Annotated in this window: 16 protein-coding genes and 1 pseudogene; 6 read left to right on the top strand and 11 right to left on the bottom strand. The window is 54.7% G+C overall.

What is annotated here, in order from left to right:
- Positions 1-213: 213 nt before the first annotated feature.
- A complete protein-coding gene (gene zapB / locus KI228_RS21040; protein WP_090050665.1) occupies positions 214-459 on the bottom strand; it encodes a septal ring assembly protein ZapB in 246 nt (81 codons plus the stop codon).
- 387 nt (positions 460-846) lie between these two features.
- On the opposite strand from zapB, the pseudogene glpF reads away from it, so the two are divergent.
- From glpF to fpr, 4 genes and pseudogenes are all read left to right on the top strand, one after another.
- A pseudogene (gene glpF / locus KI228_RS21045) lies at positions 847-1,691 on the top strand (glycerol uptake facilitator protein GlpF).
- 22 nt (positions 1,692-1,713) lie between these two features.
- Positions 1,714-3,222, top strand: coding sequence for a glycerol kinase GlpK (gene glpK / locus KI228_RS21050; protein ID WP_061069491.1), 1,509 nt, complete (start codon positions 1,714-1,716; stop codon positions 3,220-3,222).
- A 158-nt stretch (positions 3,223-3,380) separates the two neighbouring features.
- A complete protein-coding gene (gene glpX / locus KI228_RS21055) occupies positions 3,381-4,391 on the top strand; it encodes a class II fructose-bisphosphatase (RefSeq protein ID WP_042998921.1) in 1,011 nt (336 codons plus the stop codon).
- A gap of 96 nt (positions 4,392-4,487) precedes the next feature.
- Entirely contained in the window at positions 4,488-5,234 is a 747-nt protein-coding gene (fpr, locus tag KI228_RS21060; protein WP_044257466.1) for a ferredoxin--NADP(+) reductase, read from the top strand.
- Positions 5,235-5,240: 6 nt separating this feature from the next.
- Here the strand turns inward: fpr and KI228_RS21065 are convergent, their stop codons facing one another.
- Positions 5,241-5,669, bottom strand: coding sequence for a DUF805 domain-containing protein (locus KI228_RS21065; RefSeq protein ID WP_042998919.1), 429 nt, complete (start codon positions 5,667-5,669; stop codon positions 5,241-5,243).
- Positions 5,670-5,769: 100 nt separating this feature from the next.
- On the opposite strand from KI228_RS21065, the gene KI228_RS21070 reads away from it, so the two are divergent.
- Complete coding sequence (locus KI228_RS21070; protein ID WP_044257465.1) at positions 5,770-6,366, top strand: YiiQ family protein; 597 nt, start codon at positions 5,770-5,772, stop codon at positions 6,364-6,366.
- 112 nt (positions 6,367-6,478) lie between these two features.
- Positions 6,479-7,246: a triose-phosphate isomerase gene (gene tpiA, locus KI228_RS21075; RefSeq protein WP_042325562.1), complete on the top strand. Its 768-nt coding sequence runs from the start codon at positions 6,479-6,481 to the stop codon at positions 7,244-7,246.
- Between the two features lie 42 nt (positions 7,247-7,288).
- On the opposite strand, the gene KI228_RS21080 is transcribed toward tpiA, so the two are convergent.
- The 9 genes from KI228_RS21080 to pfkA form a co-directional block, all read right to left on the bottom strand.
- Entirely contained in the window at positions 7,289-8,761 is a 1,473-nt protein-coding gene (locus KI228_RS21080) for a DASS family sodium-coupled anion symporter (protein ID WP_061069490.1), read from the bottom strand.
- A 112-nt stretch (positions 8,762-8,873) separates the two neighbouring features.
- Positions 8,874-10,178, bottom strand: coding sequence for an SLC13 family permease (locus KI228_RS21085; RefSeq protein WP_042998914.1), 1,305 nt, complete (start codon positions 10,176-10,178; stop codon positions 8,874-8,876).
- Positions 10,179-10,263: 85 nt separating this feature from the next.
- Positions 10,264-10,986 carry a GntR family transcriptional regulator gene (locus KI228_RS21090; protein ID WP_043001793.1) on the bottom strand — a complete coding sequence of 241 codons (723 nt, stop codon included), beginning with the start codon at positions 10,984-10,986 and terminating at the stop codon, positions 10,264-10,266.
- A 62-nt stretch (positions 10,987-11,048) separates the two neighbouring features.
- Complete coding sequence (locus KI228_RS21095) at positions 11,049-12,089, bottom strand: ADP-ribosylglycohydrolase family protein (protein WP_042998913.1); 1,041 nt, start codon at positions 12,087-12,089, stop codon at positions 11,049-11,051.
- An 18-nt stretch (positions 12,090-12,107) separates the two neighbouring features.
- Positions 12,108-13,058 (bottom strand): aminoimidazole riboside kinase, encoded by a 951-nt coding sequence (locus tag KI228_RS21100; RefSeq protein ID WP_044265202.1) that lies wholly within the window; start codon positions 13,056-13,058, stop codon positions 12,108-12,110.
- A gap of 10 nt (positions 13,059-13,068) precedes the next feature.
- Positions 13,069-14,403, bottom strand: coding sequence for an MFS transporter (locus tag KI228_RS21105; protein ID WP_042998911.1), 1,335 nt, complete (start codon positions 14,401-14,403; stop codon positions 13,069-13,071).
- Positions 14,404-14,668: 265 nt separating this feature from the next.
- Positions 14,669-15,424, bottom strand: a complete 756-nt coding sequence (locus tag KI228_RS21110) for a CDP-diacylglycerol diphosphatase (RefSeq protein WP_042998910.1) — start codon at positions 15,422-15,424, stop codon at positions 14,669-14,671.
- A 102-nt stretch (positions 15,425-15,526) separates the two neighbouring features.
- Positions 15,527-16,516: a sulfate/thiosulfate ABC transporter substrate-binding protein Sbp gene (sbp, locus tag KI228_RS21115; RefSeq protein WP_061069489.1), complete on the bottom strand. Its 990-nt coding sequence runs from the start codon at positions 16,514-16,516 to the stop codon at positions 15,527-15,529.
- 202 nt (positions 16,517-16,718) lie between these two features.
- Positions 16,719-17,681, bottom strand: a complete 963-nt coding sequence (gene pfkA, locus KI228_RS21120; protein ID WP_042998908.1) for a 6-phosphofructokinase — start codon at positions 17,679-17,681, stop codon at positions 16,719-16,721.
- Positions 17,682-17,789 lie beyond the last annotated feature (108 nt).

Below are 17,789 nucleotides of genomic sequence, written 5' to 3' on the forward strand. Positions count from 1 at the left end.
GGCACCGTAAGGTGCCTTTTTTATTGGTTATCGCGGGCTACTGGATGGCGGCTTGCGCCTTATCCGGCCTACAAGCTACTTGCTCAGGAATCCTCTAAAGATTTCGCGTTAGGGCAAGGCGGCAAGCGAATGAATCCCCAGGAGCGTAGTAAACTACGTGACCGGGGTGAATACGCGCAGCCAACGCCGCCATAACGTGAAAGATGACGAGGATTAGACTTCTTCCATGCGGCCCAGCAATGCCTGCAAACGATCCTGCCAGCCATTCTGCTGTTCTTTCAGAGACTGATTTTCGCGCTCGAGCTCTTCACGGCTGTGCTGTGCAGATTGCACTTCCTGCGCCAGCGAGCTGTTCTTCTCTTTCAGCTCTTCAATTTCCATCTGCAACAAGGTGATGGTATCAATCGCCTGCTGTACTTTTGCTTCCAGTTTCTCAAACACTTCTAAAGACATGGTCATACTCTCCTGAATTGCAAGGCGACGCTTCACGTGAACGCGCACAATATATAGTGCCGATTGTATGAAGCCCCGCTCTCCCTGTCCAGCGGCATCCCGCGCTGATTGCGGTTTGCAACACTTTTCAGTCGACTCTTACAGACATCGACGGCCTAACCCTTAAGTGTTAACGCTTTGGTTAATGAAATGATTCAGCTCACACTATTTTTGTATAACAAAACGCGCCTCATGGCGCGAAAACGCTCATTTATTGACGGAGTACACACATTTTAAGTTCGATATTTCTCGTTTGTGCTCGTTAACGATAAATTAACAGTGTGCCTACAGGGCATCGCGGACGTCAGTGACCTCCTCGCATACAATAAACATTAAACTCTTCAGGATCCGATTATGAGTCAAACATCAACCTTAAAAGGCCAGTGCATTGCTGAATTCCTCGGTACCGGGTTGTTGATTTTCTTCGGTGTGGGGTGTGTCGCTGCGCTTAAAGTCGCGGGTGCGTCTTTTGGACAGTGGGAAATCAGCGTCATCTGGGGATTGGGGGTAGCCATGGCTATCTACCTGACCGCAGGGGTGTCTGGCGCACATCTCAACCCGGCAGTCACTATCGCGTTGTGGCTGTTTGCGTGTTTCGACAAGCGCAAAGTTGTTCCTTTTATCCTTTCTCAATTTGCCGTGGCTTTTGCGCAGCGGCGTTAGTTTACGGGCTTTACTACAATCTTTTCGCCGACTTCGAACAAACGCACCACATTGTACGTGGCAGCATTGAGAGTGTTGATCTGGCCGGCACTTTCTCAACGTATCCCAACCCACATATCAATTTTGTGCAGGCCTTCGCGGTTGAAATGGTGATTACCGCTATCCTGATGGGGCTTATTCTGGCACTGACTGATGACGGTAACGGTGTACCGCGTGGCCCGCTGGCTCCTTTGTTGATTGGTTTACTGATTGCGGTTATCGGCGCATCCATGGGCCCACTGACCGGGTTTGCGATGAACCCGGCACGTGACATCGGTCCGAAAGCGTTCGCCTGGCTTGCAGGCTGGGGTAATGTCGCCTTCACCGGTGGCAAAGATATTCCTTACTTCCTGGTGCCGCTGTTTGGCCCCATCGTTGGTGCTATTTTGGGTGCTTTCGCCTATCGCAAGCTGATCGGTCGCCATTTGCCGTGCGATATCTGTGCCGTGGAAGAGAAGGAAACCACGACCACTTCACAACAAAAAGCTTCGCTGTAATGTGACTACGGGACAAATAATTATGACTGAGAAAAAATATATCGTTGCGCTCGACCAGGGAACCACCAGCTCCCGCGCCGTCGTGATGGATCATGATGCCAATATCGTAAGCGTCTCACAGCGCGAATTTGAGCAGATCTACCCGAAAGCAGGCTGGGTAGAACACGACCCGATGGAAATCTGGGCAACGCAGAGCTCTACCCTGGTGGAAGTCCTGGCGAAAGCGGACATCAGTTCCGAGCAGATTGCAGCTATCGGGATTACTAACCAGCGTGAAACGACCATCGTCTGGGAACGTGAGACCGGTAAACCTATCTATAATGCGATTGTCTGGCAGTGCCGTCGTACCGCGGATATCTGCGAACATCTGAAGCGCGATGGCATGGAAGAGTACATCCGCAATAACACGGGTCTGGTCATTGACCCGTATTTTTCCGGCACCAAAGTGAAGTGGATCCTCGACCACGTCGAAGGCTCTCGTGAGCGCGCACGTCGCGGCGAACTGCTGTTCGGTACCGTTGATACCTGGCTTATCTGGAAAATGACCCAGGGACGCGTACACGTAACGGATTACACCAACGCCTCGCGTACCATGCTGTTCAACATCCACACGCTGGACTGGGACGACAAGATGCTGGATGCGCTGGATATTCCACGCGCCATGCTGCCGGAAGTGCGCCGTTCTTCCGAGGTCTACGGTCAGACCAACATCGGCGGTAAAGGCGGCACGCGTATTCCGATCTCCGGTATCGCCGGTGACCAGCAGGCTGCACTGTTCGGCCAGCTGTGCGTGAAGGAAGGGATGGCGAAAAACACCTACGGTACCGGCTGCTTTATGCTGATGAACACCGGCGAAAAAGCGGTGAAATCCGAAAACGGCCTGTTGACCACCATCGCCTGCGGCCCGACCGGGGAAGTGAACTATGCGCTGGAAGGCGCTGTGTTTATGGCGGGCGCTTCTATTCAGTGGCTGCGTGATGAAATGAAGCTCATCAGCGACGCCTTCGATTCCGAGTATTTCGCGACCAAAGTGAAGGACACTAACGGCGTGTACGTCGTCCCCGCCTTCACCGGCCTGGGCGCGCCGTACTGGGACCCGTATGCGCGTGGCGCGATCTTCGGCTTGACCCGTGGTGTGAACGCCAACCACATCATCCGTGCAACGCTGGAATCTATTGCCTACCAGACCCGCGACGTACTGGAAGCGATGCAGGCAGACTCCGGCATTCGCCTGCACGCCCTGCGCGTGGACGGTGGCGCGGTCGCCAACAACTTCCTGATGCAGTTCCAGTCTGACATTCTTGGCACGCGCGTTGAGCGTCCGGAAGTGCGTGAAGTCACGGCGTTGGGTGCGGCCTACCTGGCCGGTCTGGCAGTCGGTTTCTGGCAGAACCTTGATGAACTGCAGGAAAAAGCGGTCATCGAACGTGAATTCCGCCCTGGCATCGAAACCACCGAGCGTAACTACCGTTACAGCGGCTGGAAGAAAGCGGTCAAACGCGCGCTGGCGTGGGAAGACCACGAAGAGTAATCGCGAATTGCCGGATAACGATGCGAAAGCGTCTTATCCGGCCTACGGATGAGATTACGGTGCGGGGACAACCCCGCACACTCACCCTCTGATATCAATAATTTCCCCCTCTCCCCTGTGCTACACTTCGCGCCATTCCTTTCTGCTACGAGTTTGCTATGAGACGAGAACTTGCCATCGAATTTTCCCGCGTAACCGAAGCGGCGGCGCTGGCTGGCTACAAATGGTTAGGACGCGGTGACAAAAACACCGCCGACGGCGCGGCCGTTAACGCCATGCGCATAATGCTAAACCAGGTCAACATTGACGGGACCATCGTGATCGGGGAAGGCGAGATCGACGAAGCGCCGATGCTCTACATCGGTGAGAAAGTCGGTACCGGTCGCGGCGACGCGGTGGATATTGCCGTCGACCCCATTGAAGGCACACGAATGACGGCGATGGGCCAGGCCAACGCGTTGGCCGTTCTGGCCGTGGGTGACAAGGGTTGCTTCCTGAACGCACCTGACATGTATATGGAAAAGCTGATTGTCGGACCGGGCGCAAAAGGCAGCATCGATCTCAATCTGCCGCTGGAAGAGAACCTGCGCAATGTCGCCAACGCGCTGGGCAAACCGCTGAGCGAACTGACGGTGACGATTCTGGCGAAACCGCGTCATGATGACGTGATCGCAGAGATGGCGAAGCTTGGCGTGCGCGTATTCGCGATTCCTGATGGCGATGTTGCCGCGTCCATTCTGACCTGCATGCCGGACAGCGAAGTGGATGTGCTGTACGGGATTGGCGGTGCACCGGAAGGCGTGGTGTCCGCCGCGGTGATCCGCGCACTGGATGGTGACATGCAGGGTCGTCTGCTGGCACGTCATGATGTCAAAGGCGACAGCGAAGAGAACCGTCGCATTGGCGAACAAGAGCTGGCACGCTGCCAGGCAATGGGCATCGAGGCGGGTAAAGCGCTGCGTCTGGATGAAATGGCGCGCAGCGATAATGTTATTTTCTCCGCAACCGGCATCACCAAAGGCGATCTGCTGGAAGGGATCAGCCGTAAAGGTAATATCGCGACCACCGAAACGCTGCTGATCCGCGGTAAGTCACGCACCATCCGCCGTATTCAGTCGATCCACTATCTCGACCGTAAAGACCCGGACGTGCAGGCGCACATCCTGTAACTGATTTGTTCGTTCGAGCCTTCCAGCCCCTCCGGGCTGGAAATCTTTCCGCCAACGAACGAAGATAAGGGAACGAGACCCGTACAGGAGAAAACCATGGCAGATTGGGTAACAGGCAAAGTCACAAAGGTACAGAACTGGACTGATGCTCTGTTTAGTCTGACCGTTCACGCCCCCGTTCATCCCTTCACCGCAGGTCAATTTACCAAACTCGGTCTTGAGATTGACGGCGAGCGCGTCCAGCGTGCCTACTCGTATGTGAATGCCCCTGACAATCCCGATCTGGAGTTTTACCTGGTCACCGTGCCTGACGGTAAGCTAAGCCCACGTCTGGCGGCACTCAAGCCCGGCGACGAAGTACAGGTAGTGAGCGAAGCCGCCGGTTTCTTTGTGCTTGACGAAGTACCGGACTGTGACACGTTATGGATGCTGGCAACGGGCACCGCCATTGGTCCCTATTTATCGATTCTGCAACTGGGTAACGATCTCGAACGTTTCAAAAATCTGGTACTGGTCCACGCCGCACGATACGCCGCCGATTTAAGCTACCTGCCGCTGATGCAGGCGCTGCAAAAGCGCTACGAAGGCAAACTGCGGATCCAGACGGTGGTGAGCCGGGAGACCGTCGCGGGTTCACTGACCGGCCGCATTCCGGCATTGATTGAAAGTGGCGAACTGGAAAAAGCGGTAGGCTTACCGATGGATAAAGAGACCAGCCATGTGATGCTGTGTGGAAATCCGCAAATGGTTCGCGACACACAGCAGTTGCTGAAAGAGACCCGGCAGATGACGAAACACCTTCGTCGCCGGCCAGGCCATATGACCGCCGAGCATTACTGGTAATACGGTTCAGGGCGCTGATTTAAACGCGACATCCTGCGTGTCTTTACCGTATTTATTTTCGCCCTGGGTGCCAACAAACGCCCCCAGGTCGATAAGAGTCATGATGAGGATAAGCGTCGGCGCAAACCGTCCGACCACCCATTGCCACATCCCCGGCAGAATAGCCCAGTTACCGGCTAACAGCATCCAGGCAAGAATAATCAATAACGCCCACAGCCCCGAACGCCCACGATCGTGCAGACGTTTCACCGTAACCGCTGCCGTCGGCCAGAGCAGACACACCAGGGCAAAGGGAGCAATCTGATCGGGAAGTAATTTTTGACTCTCGAGCGAAAACAGAACCACCATGCTGACAATCCACAGCGCAATCCAGATCCAGAAATCACGGCGTCCAATACGCCCTTTAAATGAGAATAACCACTGCTGTAGGGTCATGTCTGTTCCTTTAAAATGACTATCTTCGACAGTTTACCCTTTTGACAAGCCAGACGGTTATCGTTTTAATCGTGGACAGTCATAACGAAAGGTAAGATTGATGAAGCCAGGATGTTCACTGTTTTTATTATTGTTTTCTGCGATGCTCTCCAGCCCTCCGGCGCTGGCGGCTGAGCCATTGGCGGCCACCACCGCACCGTATTTACTCGCCGGTGCCCCCACGTTTGACCTTTCGATCAGCCAGTTTCGCGAAAACTTTAATACGCAAAATCCGAAGCTTACCTTAAATGAATTCCGCGCCATCGACAGTAGTCGCGACAAAGCCAACCTCACCCGTGCGGCCAGCAAAATAAATGAAAACCTGTACGCCTCGACCGCTCTTGAGCGCGGAACGCTGAAGATTAAGAGCATGCAGATAACCTGGCTGCCGATTCAGGGGCCGGAACAGAAAGCGGCGAAAGCCAAAGCGCAGGAATATATGGCGGCAGTGATCCGCACGGTCGCCCCCTTATTGACCAAAGAGCAGAGCCAGAAAAAGCTGCAAAAGCTGCTTACGTCGGGCAAAAATAAGCGCTATTACGCGGAGACCGAAGGCGCAATTCGCTATGTTGTCGCAGATAACGGCGAAAAGGGGCTGACCTTCGCGGTTGAACCGATTAAGCTGGCGTTATCTGAAAATCTGGACGGGCCCAATTGATGATAAAAAGCAAAGCCTTTCCGGGGAGTGATCTCTATACTGTTTCACAGACCATGCTGCCCTGCGGGGCGGCCATCTTCCTTAATTCGCTGACAAAGCGTGGAGAATAGAAATGCGACATCCTTTAGTGATGGGTAACTGGAAACTGAACGGCAGCCGCCACATGGTAAACGAACTGATTGCTAACCTGCGTAAAGAGCTGGCTGGCGTCGCTGGCTGTGCGGTAGCGATCGCACCGCCAGAAATGTATATCGATCTGGCAAAACATGCTGCGGCCGGTAGCCACATCCTCCTGGGCGCACAGAACGTTGACCTGAACCTGTCCGGCGCATTTACCGGTGAAACAAGTGCTGAAATGCTGAAAGACATCGGCGCACAGTACATCATCATCGGCCACTCTGAGCGTCGTACTTACCACAAAGAGTCTGACGAACTGATCGCGAAAAAATTCGCTGTGCTGAAAGAGCAGGGTCTGACTCCCGTTCTGTGCATCGGTGAAACCGAAGCTGAAAACGAAGCGGGCAAAACAGAAGAAGTGTGCGCACGTCAGATCGACGCCGTTCTGAAAACACAGGGTGCTGCGGCATTCGAAGGCGTAGTTATCGCTTACGAACCGGTTTGGGCAATCGGCACCGGCAAATCCGCAACGCCAGCGCAGGCACAGGCTGTTCACAAATTTATCCGTGATCATATTGCCAAAGCGGACGCGAAAATTGCTGAGCAGGTCATCATCCAGTACGGCGGTTCCGTAAACGCAGCTAACGCGGCAGAACTGTTCACTCAGCCGGATATCGACGGCGCGCTGGTTGGCGGTGCTTCTCTGAAAGCTGACGCTTTCGCCGTGATCGTAAAAGCAGCTGAAGCAGCAAAACAAGCTTAAGTTGTGTAGTCGGGGGGACCTCTCCCCCGACTTATCCCCGTATTACCAGTATCCCAGCCAGTGCCACCAGAAAGCCCCTGTCACCGCCCAGATAGTCAGGTTTACCACACTCATCACCAGCCCCGTCTTCCACCATTCCGCCAGAGTGGCATAGCCAGAGCCAAAAATGATCGGCGCAGTGCCCGTACCGTAGTGGGTGAGCGACATCATCAGCGAAGAGGAGAAACCGAGCATCAGCCCCAGCAGGGCCGGTGGCGCGCCCAGACCTAACCCCGCGATGAAGAAGGCGGAGAACATGGCCGTGATATGCGCCGTGGTGCTGGCGAAAAAGTAATGAGAGTAGACGTAAAGCAGGATCAACAGCAGTGTCGCAATACCCCAGTGGACGCCAAGGTGATTGATTGCCGTCCCCACACTGGTCGCAAGCCAGCCGACCAGTCCCAGTTTGCTGAGGAAATCCGCCATCATCACCAGCGCGGCAAACCAGACAATGGTATCCCAGGCACCGCGGCACTTAAGGATGTCCTCCCAGTGTAATACCCCCGTCAGCAACAGAATCGATAAACCGATCAGCGCCGCACTGGTGGGGTTAACGGTCCAGCCGCTGCCCATGATCATCGCGGGAACGCCAGCCCACAGGCAGAGCAGCAAAATGAACACCGCCAGCGTGATTTTTTCCGCCAGCGACAGTGGGCCGAGAAGATCCAGCTTTTGCCGGGCGAACTGCGGCGCATTGGGTGTGCGGGTAATGGCGGGTGGATAGAGCCACCAGATGACGATGGGCATCACAATCAGCGAAACGACCGCCGGAAGAAGCGCCGCAATGGCCCACATCCCCCAGGTCATATTCAGTACCCCATCCGTTCCCTGGGACAAAAAGGTGACAATGAGGGGGTTAGGGGCGGTTGCGGTGATGAACATCGCTGAACTGATCGGGTTAATGTTGTAATTCACCAGCGCCAGATAGCGCCCCGTTGAGCCATTTTCGCTATTGCCGGGCTGCGATCCAAGGCTGTCGGCAATGGCGCGCATCACCGGGTGAATAATGCCGCCGCCGCGTGCCGTGTTACTTGGGGTGACGGGGGCAATCAGCGTTTCCGCGAGGGTTAATGCCCACGCGATACCTAAGGTTCGCTTACCAAACAACGCAATAAATCCGTAGCCGATACGCGCCCCAAGTCCTGTTTTCAGCAAGCTTTGCGACAGCATGATCGATAAACCGATCAGCCAAATCAGTTGGTTGGAAAAGCCACTCAGCGCATCGTTAAGCGCTGCCGCAGGCTTACCGGGATTCGTCACACCGGTCATCGCCACCAGCATGATCGCCACAACAGCAATCGCTCCGATAGGCATCGCTTTGCCGATAATGGCCGCAATCGTACCGATAAACAGCGCCAGCAGATGCCATGCCTGTGGCGTCACGTCCGCAGGACAAGGGATGATAAACCAGATGGTCAGTGTGATAACCATCGAGATGATGGCGGGCCAACCGCGAATGGGGGTCAATCTATCCATGGTTCAATCCTTGAGTATCCTGCGCATAAGTATGCGTTTCAGTATTAACCGTCATTCGTGCAGGTAAAACTCACCACCCTCTCACAAAACTAAAATAATCAGGCAATTAACACTACAATTTTCCTAATAGATTAAACCATGCATAGTCCAGTGGCAGCAGGATCAGATAAGTCGTCAGCGCCAGTACCAGACACAGGAGCAGCCCGGCTCTCGCTGGCACCCTGCCTAACGCCATCGCCACCACAATAGGTGATGCCTGATACGGCAGAAGCGGCGTTGAATAGCCCAGCACCTGAATCATAATCACCGACAGCAGCGGGAATTGCGTTGCCTCAGAAAAGCTCTGCGCCAGGGTGGTATACAGCGCCGGAACGCCGTTAGCGGTCATAATGAAGTTAAGCGCAGTGGTGATGCCGGTCAGGGCGAGAAAACTGGTGAACGGTTTCTCCGGATCCAGCGGCATCACGTGCAGCAGCGCTTCACCGACCGCATCGCCAATACCGGTTTGCGTCACTACACTCGCCAGTCCAAGAATACCGGCAACATAAATGCAGGTACGGATGTTAACCCCCGTGGAAAACTCCTCTCCATTGATGAACCCGACACGCGGTAACAGGGTGATGACCGCTGCCGCCAGCCCGGTCCACGCCGGGCCAATGCCATGCCAGCTTTCGCTGACCCACATCACCAGCACGACTGCCAGCATCCAGGCCAGTCGTTTTTCGTCGCGGCTCATTGGCTCCGGTGGTGAGAATTCACGTGGCGCATGGGGTTTTCCGGGAAACAGCCAGCAGATGAGCGCAATCAACAGTCCACCTTTCAGCCAGCCTAATACCGGCGTATGCAGCAGCAGATAAGGCAGATAGTTCAGGTGGATACCGTACGATCCTTCCGCCGCCCCGCTCATTACGAGATTCGGCACGTTAGCAGGCAAAATGGTGGCGGAAAGCTGAAAAGTGCCAAAACCCACAGCAAGCGCCAGACCATACCACGCACGGGTGCCATCGAGGATCCCGGCACGCTTCGCCATCGCTGCAACAACGGGCATCAGCAGCGCGATACGTCCCATATTGGAGGGCATGACAAACGCCAGTGCATAGCTCAGCAGCACCACGCTTGAGACCATCAGCGGCCAGGATTCCGTCAGCCGTGATGACAACGCTCTTGCCGCCCTGTCCGCCAGTCCGGTTTTGCGGATCGCCACGCCCAGCACAAAGCCGCTGAATACCAGCCAGAACGCCGAGGAGGCAAAGCCGCCAAAGATGACGTCCGGTGGGGCGATTTTCGCCACCATCGCCACCGTGAAGAACAGCAGCGCAGTGATAAATTCCGGTAATAGCGAGGTTGCCCAGAGCAGGATGGTGACAATCACCACCAACGAGGGCAGAAACAGAGGGTGTGAAAACCAGAGCGACATGCCTGTCTCCTGTTGTTTTTTTCAACAAGAATACGGGGGCATCCCCCTTCTGTAAACGCGCGTCTCCCCCTAAAAAAGCAGAGGGTCAGTGATAATGGATTTCGCCGAAGTAGTCAGACAGCACATAGTAGCGGCAATACTCAAAGGGATGCGCTTCCCCCGCCATAAACGTCTGGCGCGCCACGGAAAGGAGTGGTTTGTTCTCAGCAATCTGCAGCTTCTCGCATAAATCAGGACTGGGCAGAATGGCATCGACCTTTTCGATCGCTGAGTCGCTTTTCACATTCAACAGGTGATAAAGCGAGGTATGGGCCAGTTCATCCGCTGTCAGGGTTAATCCCGGAAAGAAGGAGAGATCGAGATAAATTTTCTCGTGGTTAAACGGGCGATCGTTCAGGTATCGCACCCGAGAAATATAGAGATAGTGATGATGGGCCGGCAGGCTTAAACCATCTTCCTGCGCGTCGCGCGCCCGGCGTGTGGCGATTTCCAGAATGCGGTTCTCAACCGCCACGCTGGCATCACGCAGGTCGCTGGTGATCCCGCGAAAGGTATGACCATAGCTGACGCCTTCCGGCACCGCGCTCACCACGGAACCACTTCCGCGTTGAGAGGTGATCACACCGGCGTTGATCAACTCACTCCACGCCTGCTTCACGACGATCAGCGACACATTATAGGTTTGGGCGATCGCTTTTTGCGTTGGCAACTGACTCCCCAGCGGCAGGGTGCCGTTCTGGATCTGCTGGCAGATGATATAAAACAACTGCTTATACAGCGGAGTGAAACTCGTTTTATCAACCTGCAAGCCATTTACCTCGAAAGTCTGCCAGTCGGGGACGGTTGTCGCCGCCCCCGCAGGGCAGCGCACTACCCTTTAATCTGTCTGGCGAGTTCAGCCAAATCGAAATGATTCATACGATTAACGGTAGTTAAATAGTCGGCAGGAAAAGCATCAGCACCGTGCCAGGCGCCGGAGAGTGCCCCAACCATGGTGGCGACGGTATCGGTGTCATTGCCGATATTAACGGCGGAAATAATAGCATCAACGGCCGAATCCGGACAACACGCGAACAGACCAAACGCGGCCGGAACCGCCTCGCTGACGTGCAACCCGGACCCGATGATATCGGCAATCTCAACAATCGCCGTCTCCCAATGGGCGTGCCGCTTACCGATCGCTACCGCCAGTTCAATACGACGCGCCACCGACGGCCCGGCAACCATCATCGCGCCCTGTTCTGCCGCCAGCGCATAACCCCTGTCAGCGCCGTAAATCCCGGCCGCAATGATGCTTTCCGCACTCGCCACGGACTGTAACGCCTCGCTGGTTGCAGCCGCCATCGCCGCTGCGCCAGACATCGCCAGTACGTTATTATGGGTAAAGCGGCAGATTTCCAGCGCAGTCTGAATCGCTTTTTCTATGTCGCCAGGATGCAGTACGGCGGCAGGCCAAATCTTCATTGCCGCGCCGTTGGTGGCTTCCGCATTACCCTTATTGATAATCTGTACCGACTGTTTCTCACCTTCCAGTTCCCCCTGCAGGGACACGCGATTATCGTTAAAGATGGCTTTCATCGCGGCTCGGGTGGTTGGCCCGGTAAAATTGGCGTAGTACGGATAGGCCAGCCAGCGCTGGAAGGCTTCACGCATTGCTTCATCGCTCACCTGACGATGGTGCTGTAGCAGGGCGTCCATGATGTACTTCGCCTGAATAAAGTCATCGGTACACATTCCGGCTTCGTTACAGCGACCAAACGTATCGGCGGGCGGTTTCTCAAAACCGGTCACCCAGCCACCAAAGTATTCTCGAATTTGTTGCTGAGTACGCACTTCGGTCGCTGCGCCCATCGCGTCCGCCGCAGCGGCACCAATCAGGCAGCCCAGTATTTTGTTAATTTCAACGTGCATGAATGACTCCTTAACGGTTTAGCATATTTTTTCCAGTGGATGACTGGCGCGAAAAGCCGCGAGCTGTTCAGGATAAGGCAGCGCGGTCATCGCCCCTTTTGCCGTGACCACCATTGCGCCGCAGGCATTGGCTGTACCGATCGCCTGCGCAAGCAAGTGACTGTCCCAGGAAGCGGCCTGTGAAAGGGTATAAAGCAGCCCGCCGACAAAGGCATCGCCCGCTCCGGTGGTGTCCACCACGGAAATTTTCGCGGCCGGGAACGCGCATTCGCCCTCTGGCGTCACCAGGTACGCCCCTGCATCGCCCAATGAGATAACGGTGGTTTCACAGCCAAGTTCACGCATCAGATAGCGTGCGTCCTGCCAGCGTTCGACCTTACCCAGCCAACACAGCTCATCCGCAGAGACCTTGCAGATGGAGGCCAGCGCAATAGATTGTGCGAGTAAGGGGACGATTTCCTGGATATCCCGCCACATGCTGACGCGCAGGTTAACGTCGAACATGACGTGCCCTCCCGCCGTCTTCATGCGTCTGGCGCCTTCCAGACACGCCTCACGCGCCGGACTGTCTGTCAGGCCAATCGAGCTGAAGTAAAACCACTCGTTGGCGCTGAAAGTCGGTAAATCCTGCACCGAGACAAAAGTGTCCGCGCCGGGATGTACCAGATAGGTAAAACTGCGCTCGCCTTCTGGCGTCAGATTGACGATCAGTACCGCGCTGGTTTGCTGTGGGTCGAGGCGCAATGACCCCACACCTACCCCGTTTTCTGCCAGCGTCTGGCGGAGAAAACGTCCGGCGTCATCCTCCCCAAGACAGCCGATAAATTCACAGTCGCCACCCAGTCGCGCGATGCAAACGGCGACGTTAGCCGATGCCCCCCCCGGACATTTCAGGTAGGTGTCCGCGCCTTCCGGCACCAGATCTACGGACGCGTCGCCAATCACCCAGACTTTTTTGAGATGACTCATCTGCTCCTCCTCACGCCTGACGCTGCGCCAGTTCACTCTGGATATCGCGGTAATAATCGTTGTTGATCAGATACTTTTTCATCACCACGCCAACCACCAGATGGAAGACGGCAGGGATGAGCGTCATCATCAGCGCAATCCCGGTCAGCGAGCTTGCACTCTGCTGGACATCCGCCTGGTAGCCGAAGTGGCTCAGCAGGAAGCCAAGGACGCCGCCGGCAATCCCCATCCCGAATTTCTGAAAGAACAGAATGCCGCCGAAAGCCAGTCCGGAAACGCGTAGCCCGGTTTTCTTCTCGCCGTAATCGACGGCCTCCGCGATGGAAGACCAGAACACCGGCATTTGCATGTCGCAGAAGAAGTTGATGAGAAAGTAAAAGACAAAGGCGAGGATCAGGTTCTGCTGCCCGACGCAAAGATACATGCCGATACTCAGCGCGAAGGTCATCAGTTGGGTGTAGCGGAACATTTTTATTTTGTCCCAGAACTTAGTCACCCACGTGGTCGCAATCATCGCCAGAATAGACGCCACCACGCCGACGGTCAGGAACGGTGAAATCAGGCTGTCACCGCCATTCAGATAATATTTGGCGTAATAGGCCGCGACCGAACCGCGGATCACGTAGCCGCACATCAGCAACATAATCACCACGCCCAGAATCAGCCACTGGTCGTTACGCAGTAAATTCGCGAACTGCTGTTTGACGGACAGTGACGGCAATTCAGGCTCGCTGCGTTCGCGGGTGGTCATAAAGCAGAAGATAAACAGCACGGCGCCCATCGCCCCCATCAGGCCCATAGAGAGCTGATAACCCAGCGCTTTATTGCCCTGTCCCAGCCAGACCGCCAGCATGGGAACCACAATCGTCACCAGAAACGCGGCGATTTTGGTCATCACAAAACGATACCCGTTGGCGCTCAGACGCTCGCCCGGATCGTCCGTGATGACACCAATCAGAGAGATATAAGGGATAGTGATCGCCGTATAGACCAGCGTCATCAGAATGTAAGTGAAATAGGCCCATGCCAGCTTCGCCATATACGCCATATCCGGCGTGATAAACATCAGATAGACGGCAAAGCCAAATGGAATGGCAAACCATAACAACCATGGACGATAGCGTCCCCAGCGGGTCGACACTTTGTCGGTCAGCATTCCCATTGCCGGATCGATAATGGCATCGATCATCCGCACCACCACCAGCAGCACACCCACATCCGCTGCCCGTAAACCGTAAATATCCGTGTAGAAATATGCCAGCAGTAGCTGCATGGCAATAATCACTACGTTGATCGCCATATCCCCGGCGCCGAAACCTATTTTTTCCACGATAGACAATTTCATATCGGTATTCCTTTTGCGCCGTTCAGCGCAAGAATGTCGAAAAAAGGATGACGTAACTACGTGAAATAAAAGCTTTTATGATTAACGCATGACCCAGAAAACCAGGATCAGGCGTTATGAGGGAGTGTAATGGAACCACAAAAGATATAAAGGTATACCTTTATATCTTTTGACCGAATTCACATTATTTTAACCAACGATACATCTTCGCTGGCCTGAAGTGGGAGATTGAGCAAAAAAACGCCGACAACCGTCGGCGTGGCGATCAGGGCTGAGTCAGGAGCTTACAGTCGTGATCCTGAATTTCTTCTGCCGACGCCCGGTTAAACGCCAGCATGTTGCGCTGCGTGGCCAACAGAACAAAAGCGTCATCACTTTGACGCGCCAGCGCCAGCGCGTAGCTGCCCATTCGCTCACGCGCTTCCGGCACCTCTTCGGCCAGCATCATAAACGGACTGCGCTGCGCCAGTTCGCTTTCTGTCACGCGACGGGCGAGATACTCATGCCCGCGCAGTCCGCCCGGCAGCGGTAACCAGCGGGTGCTGATTTTGGTCTGGTTAGCGTCCAGTTGCGCTCTGACATCAGGACGAAGGCAGGAAATATGGATGTGGAAATGGTTTTGCGTCCGTCCGCTGCGCGAATTGATTGCCAGCGACACGACGCTGTCCGGAATATCCTTGCCATACTTTTGGCTCATGAAATCGCGCGCCTGCCAGGCCAGCCAGAAGAAATTCGGCGTGTATTGTTCTACCAGCAACGGACTCTCGGTGCCATTAATGCGATAAGTCGGCATCAGCAGATATTGCAGCGGACCATTGCGATCTTTAAAGACCACATATCCAGCATCGGGCTTCACTTCGACACATGGCGCAGGGTTTTGATGCTGCAACTGGTTGGGCAGGCATTGCTCAAGCACAATCTTACGCAACGCATCCGGGTTTCCGGCCAGCTTCCAGTAGCCAAAACCTGCCGCAGCGGCAATAACGACAACGGCCAGTAGTCCATAGCCTGTTTTTTTCATAACGCGTTCCCTGTATCTCAACGGCCTGCAAGAGTAACGCAAAATGATGACAAATAAAAAAGCCCGGCGGTAAATACCCCGGGCTTCTTCTCCTGCCAGCTCTTAACGCTTGCTGATTTGATCGAACGTTCCGCCATTCGAGAAGTGTTCTTTTTGCGCTTTCGTCCAGCCACCGAACGTTTCATCAATGGTAAAGAGTTTCAGCTTCGGAAACGCATTTTCGTATTTCTTCGCCACCTCTGCATCACGCGGACGGTAGTAGTTTTTCGCCGCAATCTCCTGACCTTCCGGTGAGTAGAGATACTTTAGATAGGCTTCCGCCACGGCCTGAGTGCCTTTCTTCTCGGTCACTTTATCCACAACGGAGACCGTCGGTTCAGCCAGAATGGATTCGCTCGGCGTCACGATTTCAAATTTATCTTTGCCCAGCTCATTGGTCGCCAGCAGCGCTTCGTTCTCCCAGGCGATCAGCACGTCGCCGATGCCGCGTTCGACAAAGGTATTGGTCGCACCGCGTGCGCCAGAGTCCAGCACTTCGACATTCTTAAACAGCGCCTTCACAAAGTCCTGCGCTTTTGCCTGATCGTTGTTGTTGTGGTGCAGCGCATAACCCCAGGCAGCCAGATAGTTCCAGCGTGCGCCGCCGGAGCTTTTCGGGTTAGGCGTGATCACCGAAACGCCAGGCTTAACCAGATCGTTCCAGTCATGAATTTGCTTCGGGTTGCCTTTACGCACCAGGAACACAATGGTAGAGGTGTAAGGCGCAGAGTTGTCCGGCAGGCGTTTGATCCAGTTTTTATCAATACGACCACGCTCGGCAATCGCATCCACATCATAGGCCAGCGCCAGTGTCACCACATCCGCCTCAATGCCGTTAATCACCGAGGTCGCCTGTTTGCCTGACCCGCCGTGTGACTGACGAATCACCACGTTATCGCCCGTTTCTTGCTTCCAGTGTGCGCTAAACGCTTTGTTGTACTGCTCGTACAGCTCACGCGTTGGATCGTAAGACACGTTCAGTAATTGAATATCCTTTGCCAGAACGCCGCTGGATGCCAGCAGCAAAGTTAACCCCACGCCCCATTTGTTCATCGCCCAACTCTCTTATGTTGTGTTGTGATGAGCAAAGCGTGCCAGAAAGGTATCCAAACATTAAAGAATAAAAAAAGATTGGCTATAACGTGAGGGAATATATGGAGGGTGTATACCGGATGGCGGCTGACGCCTTATCCGGCCTACAAGTCTTGCGATCTGTAGGCCGGGTAAGCGTAGCGCCATCAGGCGCAGAAAAGAATCAGTACAGTTTCTTCGCGCAATCCAGCCAGTCACCTTTGAACGGACGCTTCATGTTTTCGATAGCATCAATGATGTCATGGTGAACCAGTTTTTCGTTCTGAATACCGACGCAACGACCACCGTGACCTTCCAGCAGCAGTTCAATGGCGTAAGAACCCATACGGGAAGCCAGGATGCGGTCATAAGGCACTGGAGAACCGCCGCGCTGGATGTGACCCAGTACGGTCGAGCGGGTTTCACGGCCCGTCTCTTTCTCAATGTAATGCGCCAGTTCGTCGACATCGCACATGTGCTCAGTGATTGCCACGATAGCGTGTTTCTTACCCTTCGCAATACCCGCTTTGATTTCAGCAACCAGATCGTCACGGCTGAATTCCACTTCCGGTACCACAACGAACTCACAGCCACCGGCAATCGCTGCCGCCAGCGTCAGGTCGCCACAGTAACGCCCCATCACTTCAACGATAGAGATACGCTGGTGAGAAGACGAGGTGTCGCGCAGACGGTCAATCGCTTCAACCACGGTGCCCAGCGCCGTAAAGTAACCGATGGTGTAGTCAGTGCCTTTGATATCGTTATCGATAGTGCCAGGCAAGCCGATGCACGGGAAGCCCATTTCAGTCAGGCGTTTCGCACCCATGTAAGAACCGTCACCGCCGATCACCACCAGCGCGTCGATTCCACGTTTTTTCAGGTTTTCGATAGCCACGGCGCGGACATTTTCGTCACGGAACTCCGGGAAACGAGCGGAACCCAGGAAGGTACCACCGCGGTTAATCATGTCGGACACGCTATAACGGTCAAGCTGCACCATGCGGTCTTCGTACAGACCCAGGTAGCCATCATAAATCCCCATGACTTCCAGTCCTTCCGTCAGTGCTGCGCGCACCACACCACGGATTGCTGCGTTCATGCCCGGCGCATCACCGCCGCTTGTCAACACACCGATTTTCTTAATCATGACTACCTCTGAACTTTGGAATGCAAAATGAAGTCTGTTGCCGGAAGTCGATCCTGCATAGCGAGACGATCCAACGAATATGCAAATAGTATAACAATCCCGTCCTGC

This window comes from Citrobacter amalonaticus, assembly GCF_018323885.1.
In the GTDB taxonomy this organism is placed as follows: Bacteria; Pseudomonadota; Gammaproteobacteria; order Enterobacterales; family Enterobacteriaceae; genus Citrobacter_A; species Citrobacter_A amalonaticus.

What these genes read in the sequence shown, in the direction of transcription:
- zapB (WP_090050665.1), bottom strand. Translation starts at nt 459, where the DNA reads ATGACCATGTCTTTAGAAGTGTTTGAGAAACTGGAAGCAAAAGTACAG.
- glpK (WP_061069491.1), top strand. Translation starts at nt 1,714, where the DNA reads ATGACTGAGAAAAAATATATCGTTGCGCTCGACCAGGGAACCACCAGC.
- glpX (WP_042998921.1), top strand. Translation starts at nt 3,381, where the DNA reads ATGAGACGAGAACTTGCCATCGAATTTTCCCGCGTAACCGAAGCGGCG.
- fpr (WP_044257466.1), top strand. Translation starts at nt 4,488, where the DNA reads ATGGCAGATTGGGTAACAGGCAAAGTCACAAAGGTACAGAACTGGACT.
- KI228_RS21065 (WP_042998919.1), bottom strand. Translation starts at nt 5,669, where the DNA reads ATGACCCTACAGCAGTGGTTATTCTCATTTAAAGGGCGTATTGGACGC.
- KI228_RS21070 (WP_044257465.1), top strand. Translation starts at nt 5,770, where the DNA reads ATGAAGCCAGGATGTTCACTGTTTTTATTATTGTTTTCTGCGATGCTC.
- tpiA (WP_042325562.1), top strand. Translation starts at nt 6,479, where the DNA reads ATGCGACATCCTTTAGTGATGGGTAACTGGAAACTGAACGGCAGCCGC.
- KI228_RS21080 (WP_061069490.1), bottom strand. Translation starts at nt 8,761, where the DNA reads ATGGATAGATTGACCCCCATTCGCGGTTGGCCCGCCATCATCTCGATG.
- KI228_RS21085 (WP_042998914.1), bottom strand. Translation starts at nt 10,178, where the DNA reads ATGTCGCTCTGGTTTTCACACCCTCTGTTTCTGCCCTCGTTGGTGGTG.
- KI228_RS21095 (WP_042998913.1), bottom strand. Translation starts at nt 12,089, where the DNA reads ATGCACGTTGAAATTAACAAAATACTGGGCTGCCTGATTGGTGCCGCT.
- KI228_RS21100 (WP_044265202.1), bottom strand. Translation starts at nt 13,058, where the DNA reads ATGAGTCATCTCAAAAAAGTCTGGGTGATTGGCGACGCGTCCGTAGAT.
- KI228_RS21105 (WP_042998911.1), bottom strand. Translation starts at nt 14,403, where the DNA reads ATGAAATTGTCTATCGTGGAAAAAATAGGTTTCGGCGCCGGGGATATG.
- KI228_RS21110 (WP_042998910.1), bottom strand. Translation starts at nt 15,424, where the DNA reads ATGAAAAAAACAGGCTATGGACTACTGGCCGTTGTCGTTATTGCCGCT.
- sbp (WP_061069489.1), bottom strand. Translation starts at nt 16,516, where the DNA reads ATGAACAAATGGGGCGTGGGGTTAACTTTGCTGCTGGCATCCAGCGGC.
- pfkA (WP_042998908.1), bottom strand. Translation starts at nt 17,681, where the DNA reads ATGATTAAGAAAATCGGTGTGTTGACAAGCGGCGGTGATGCGCCGGGC.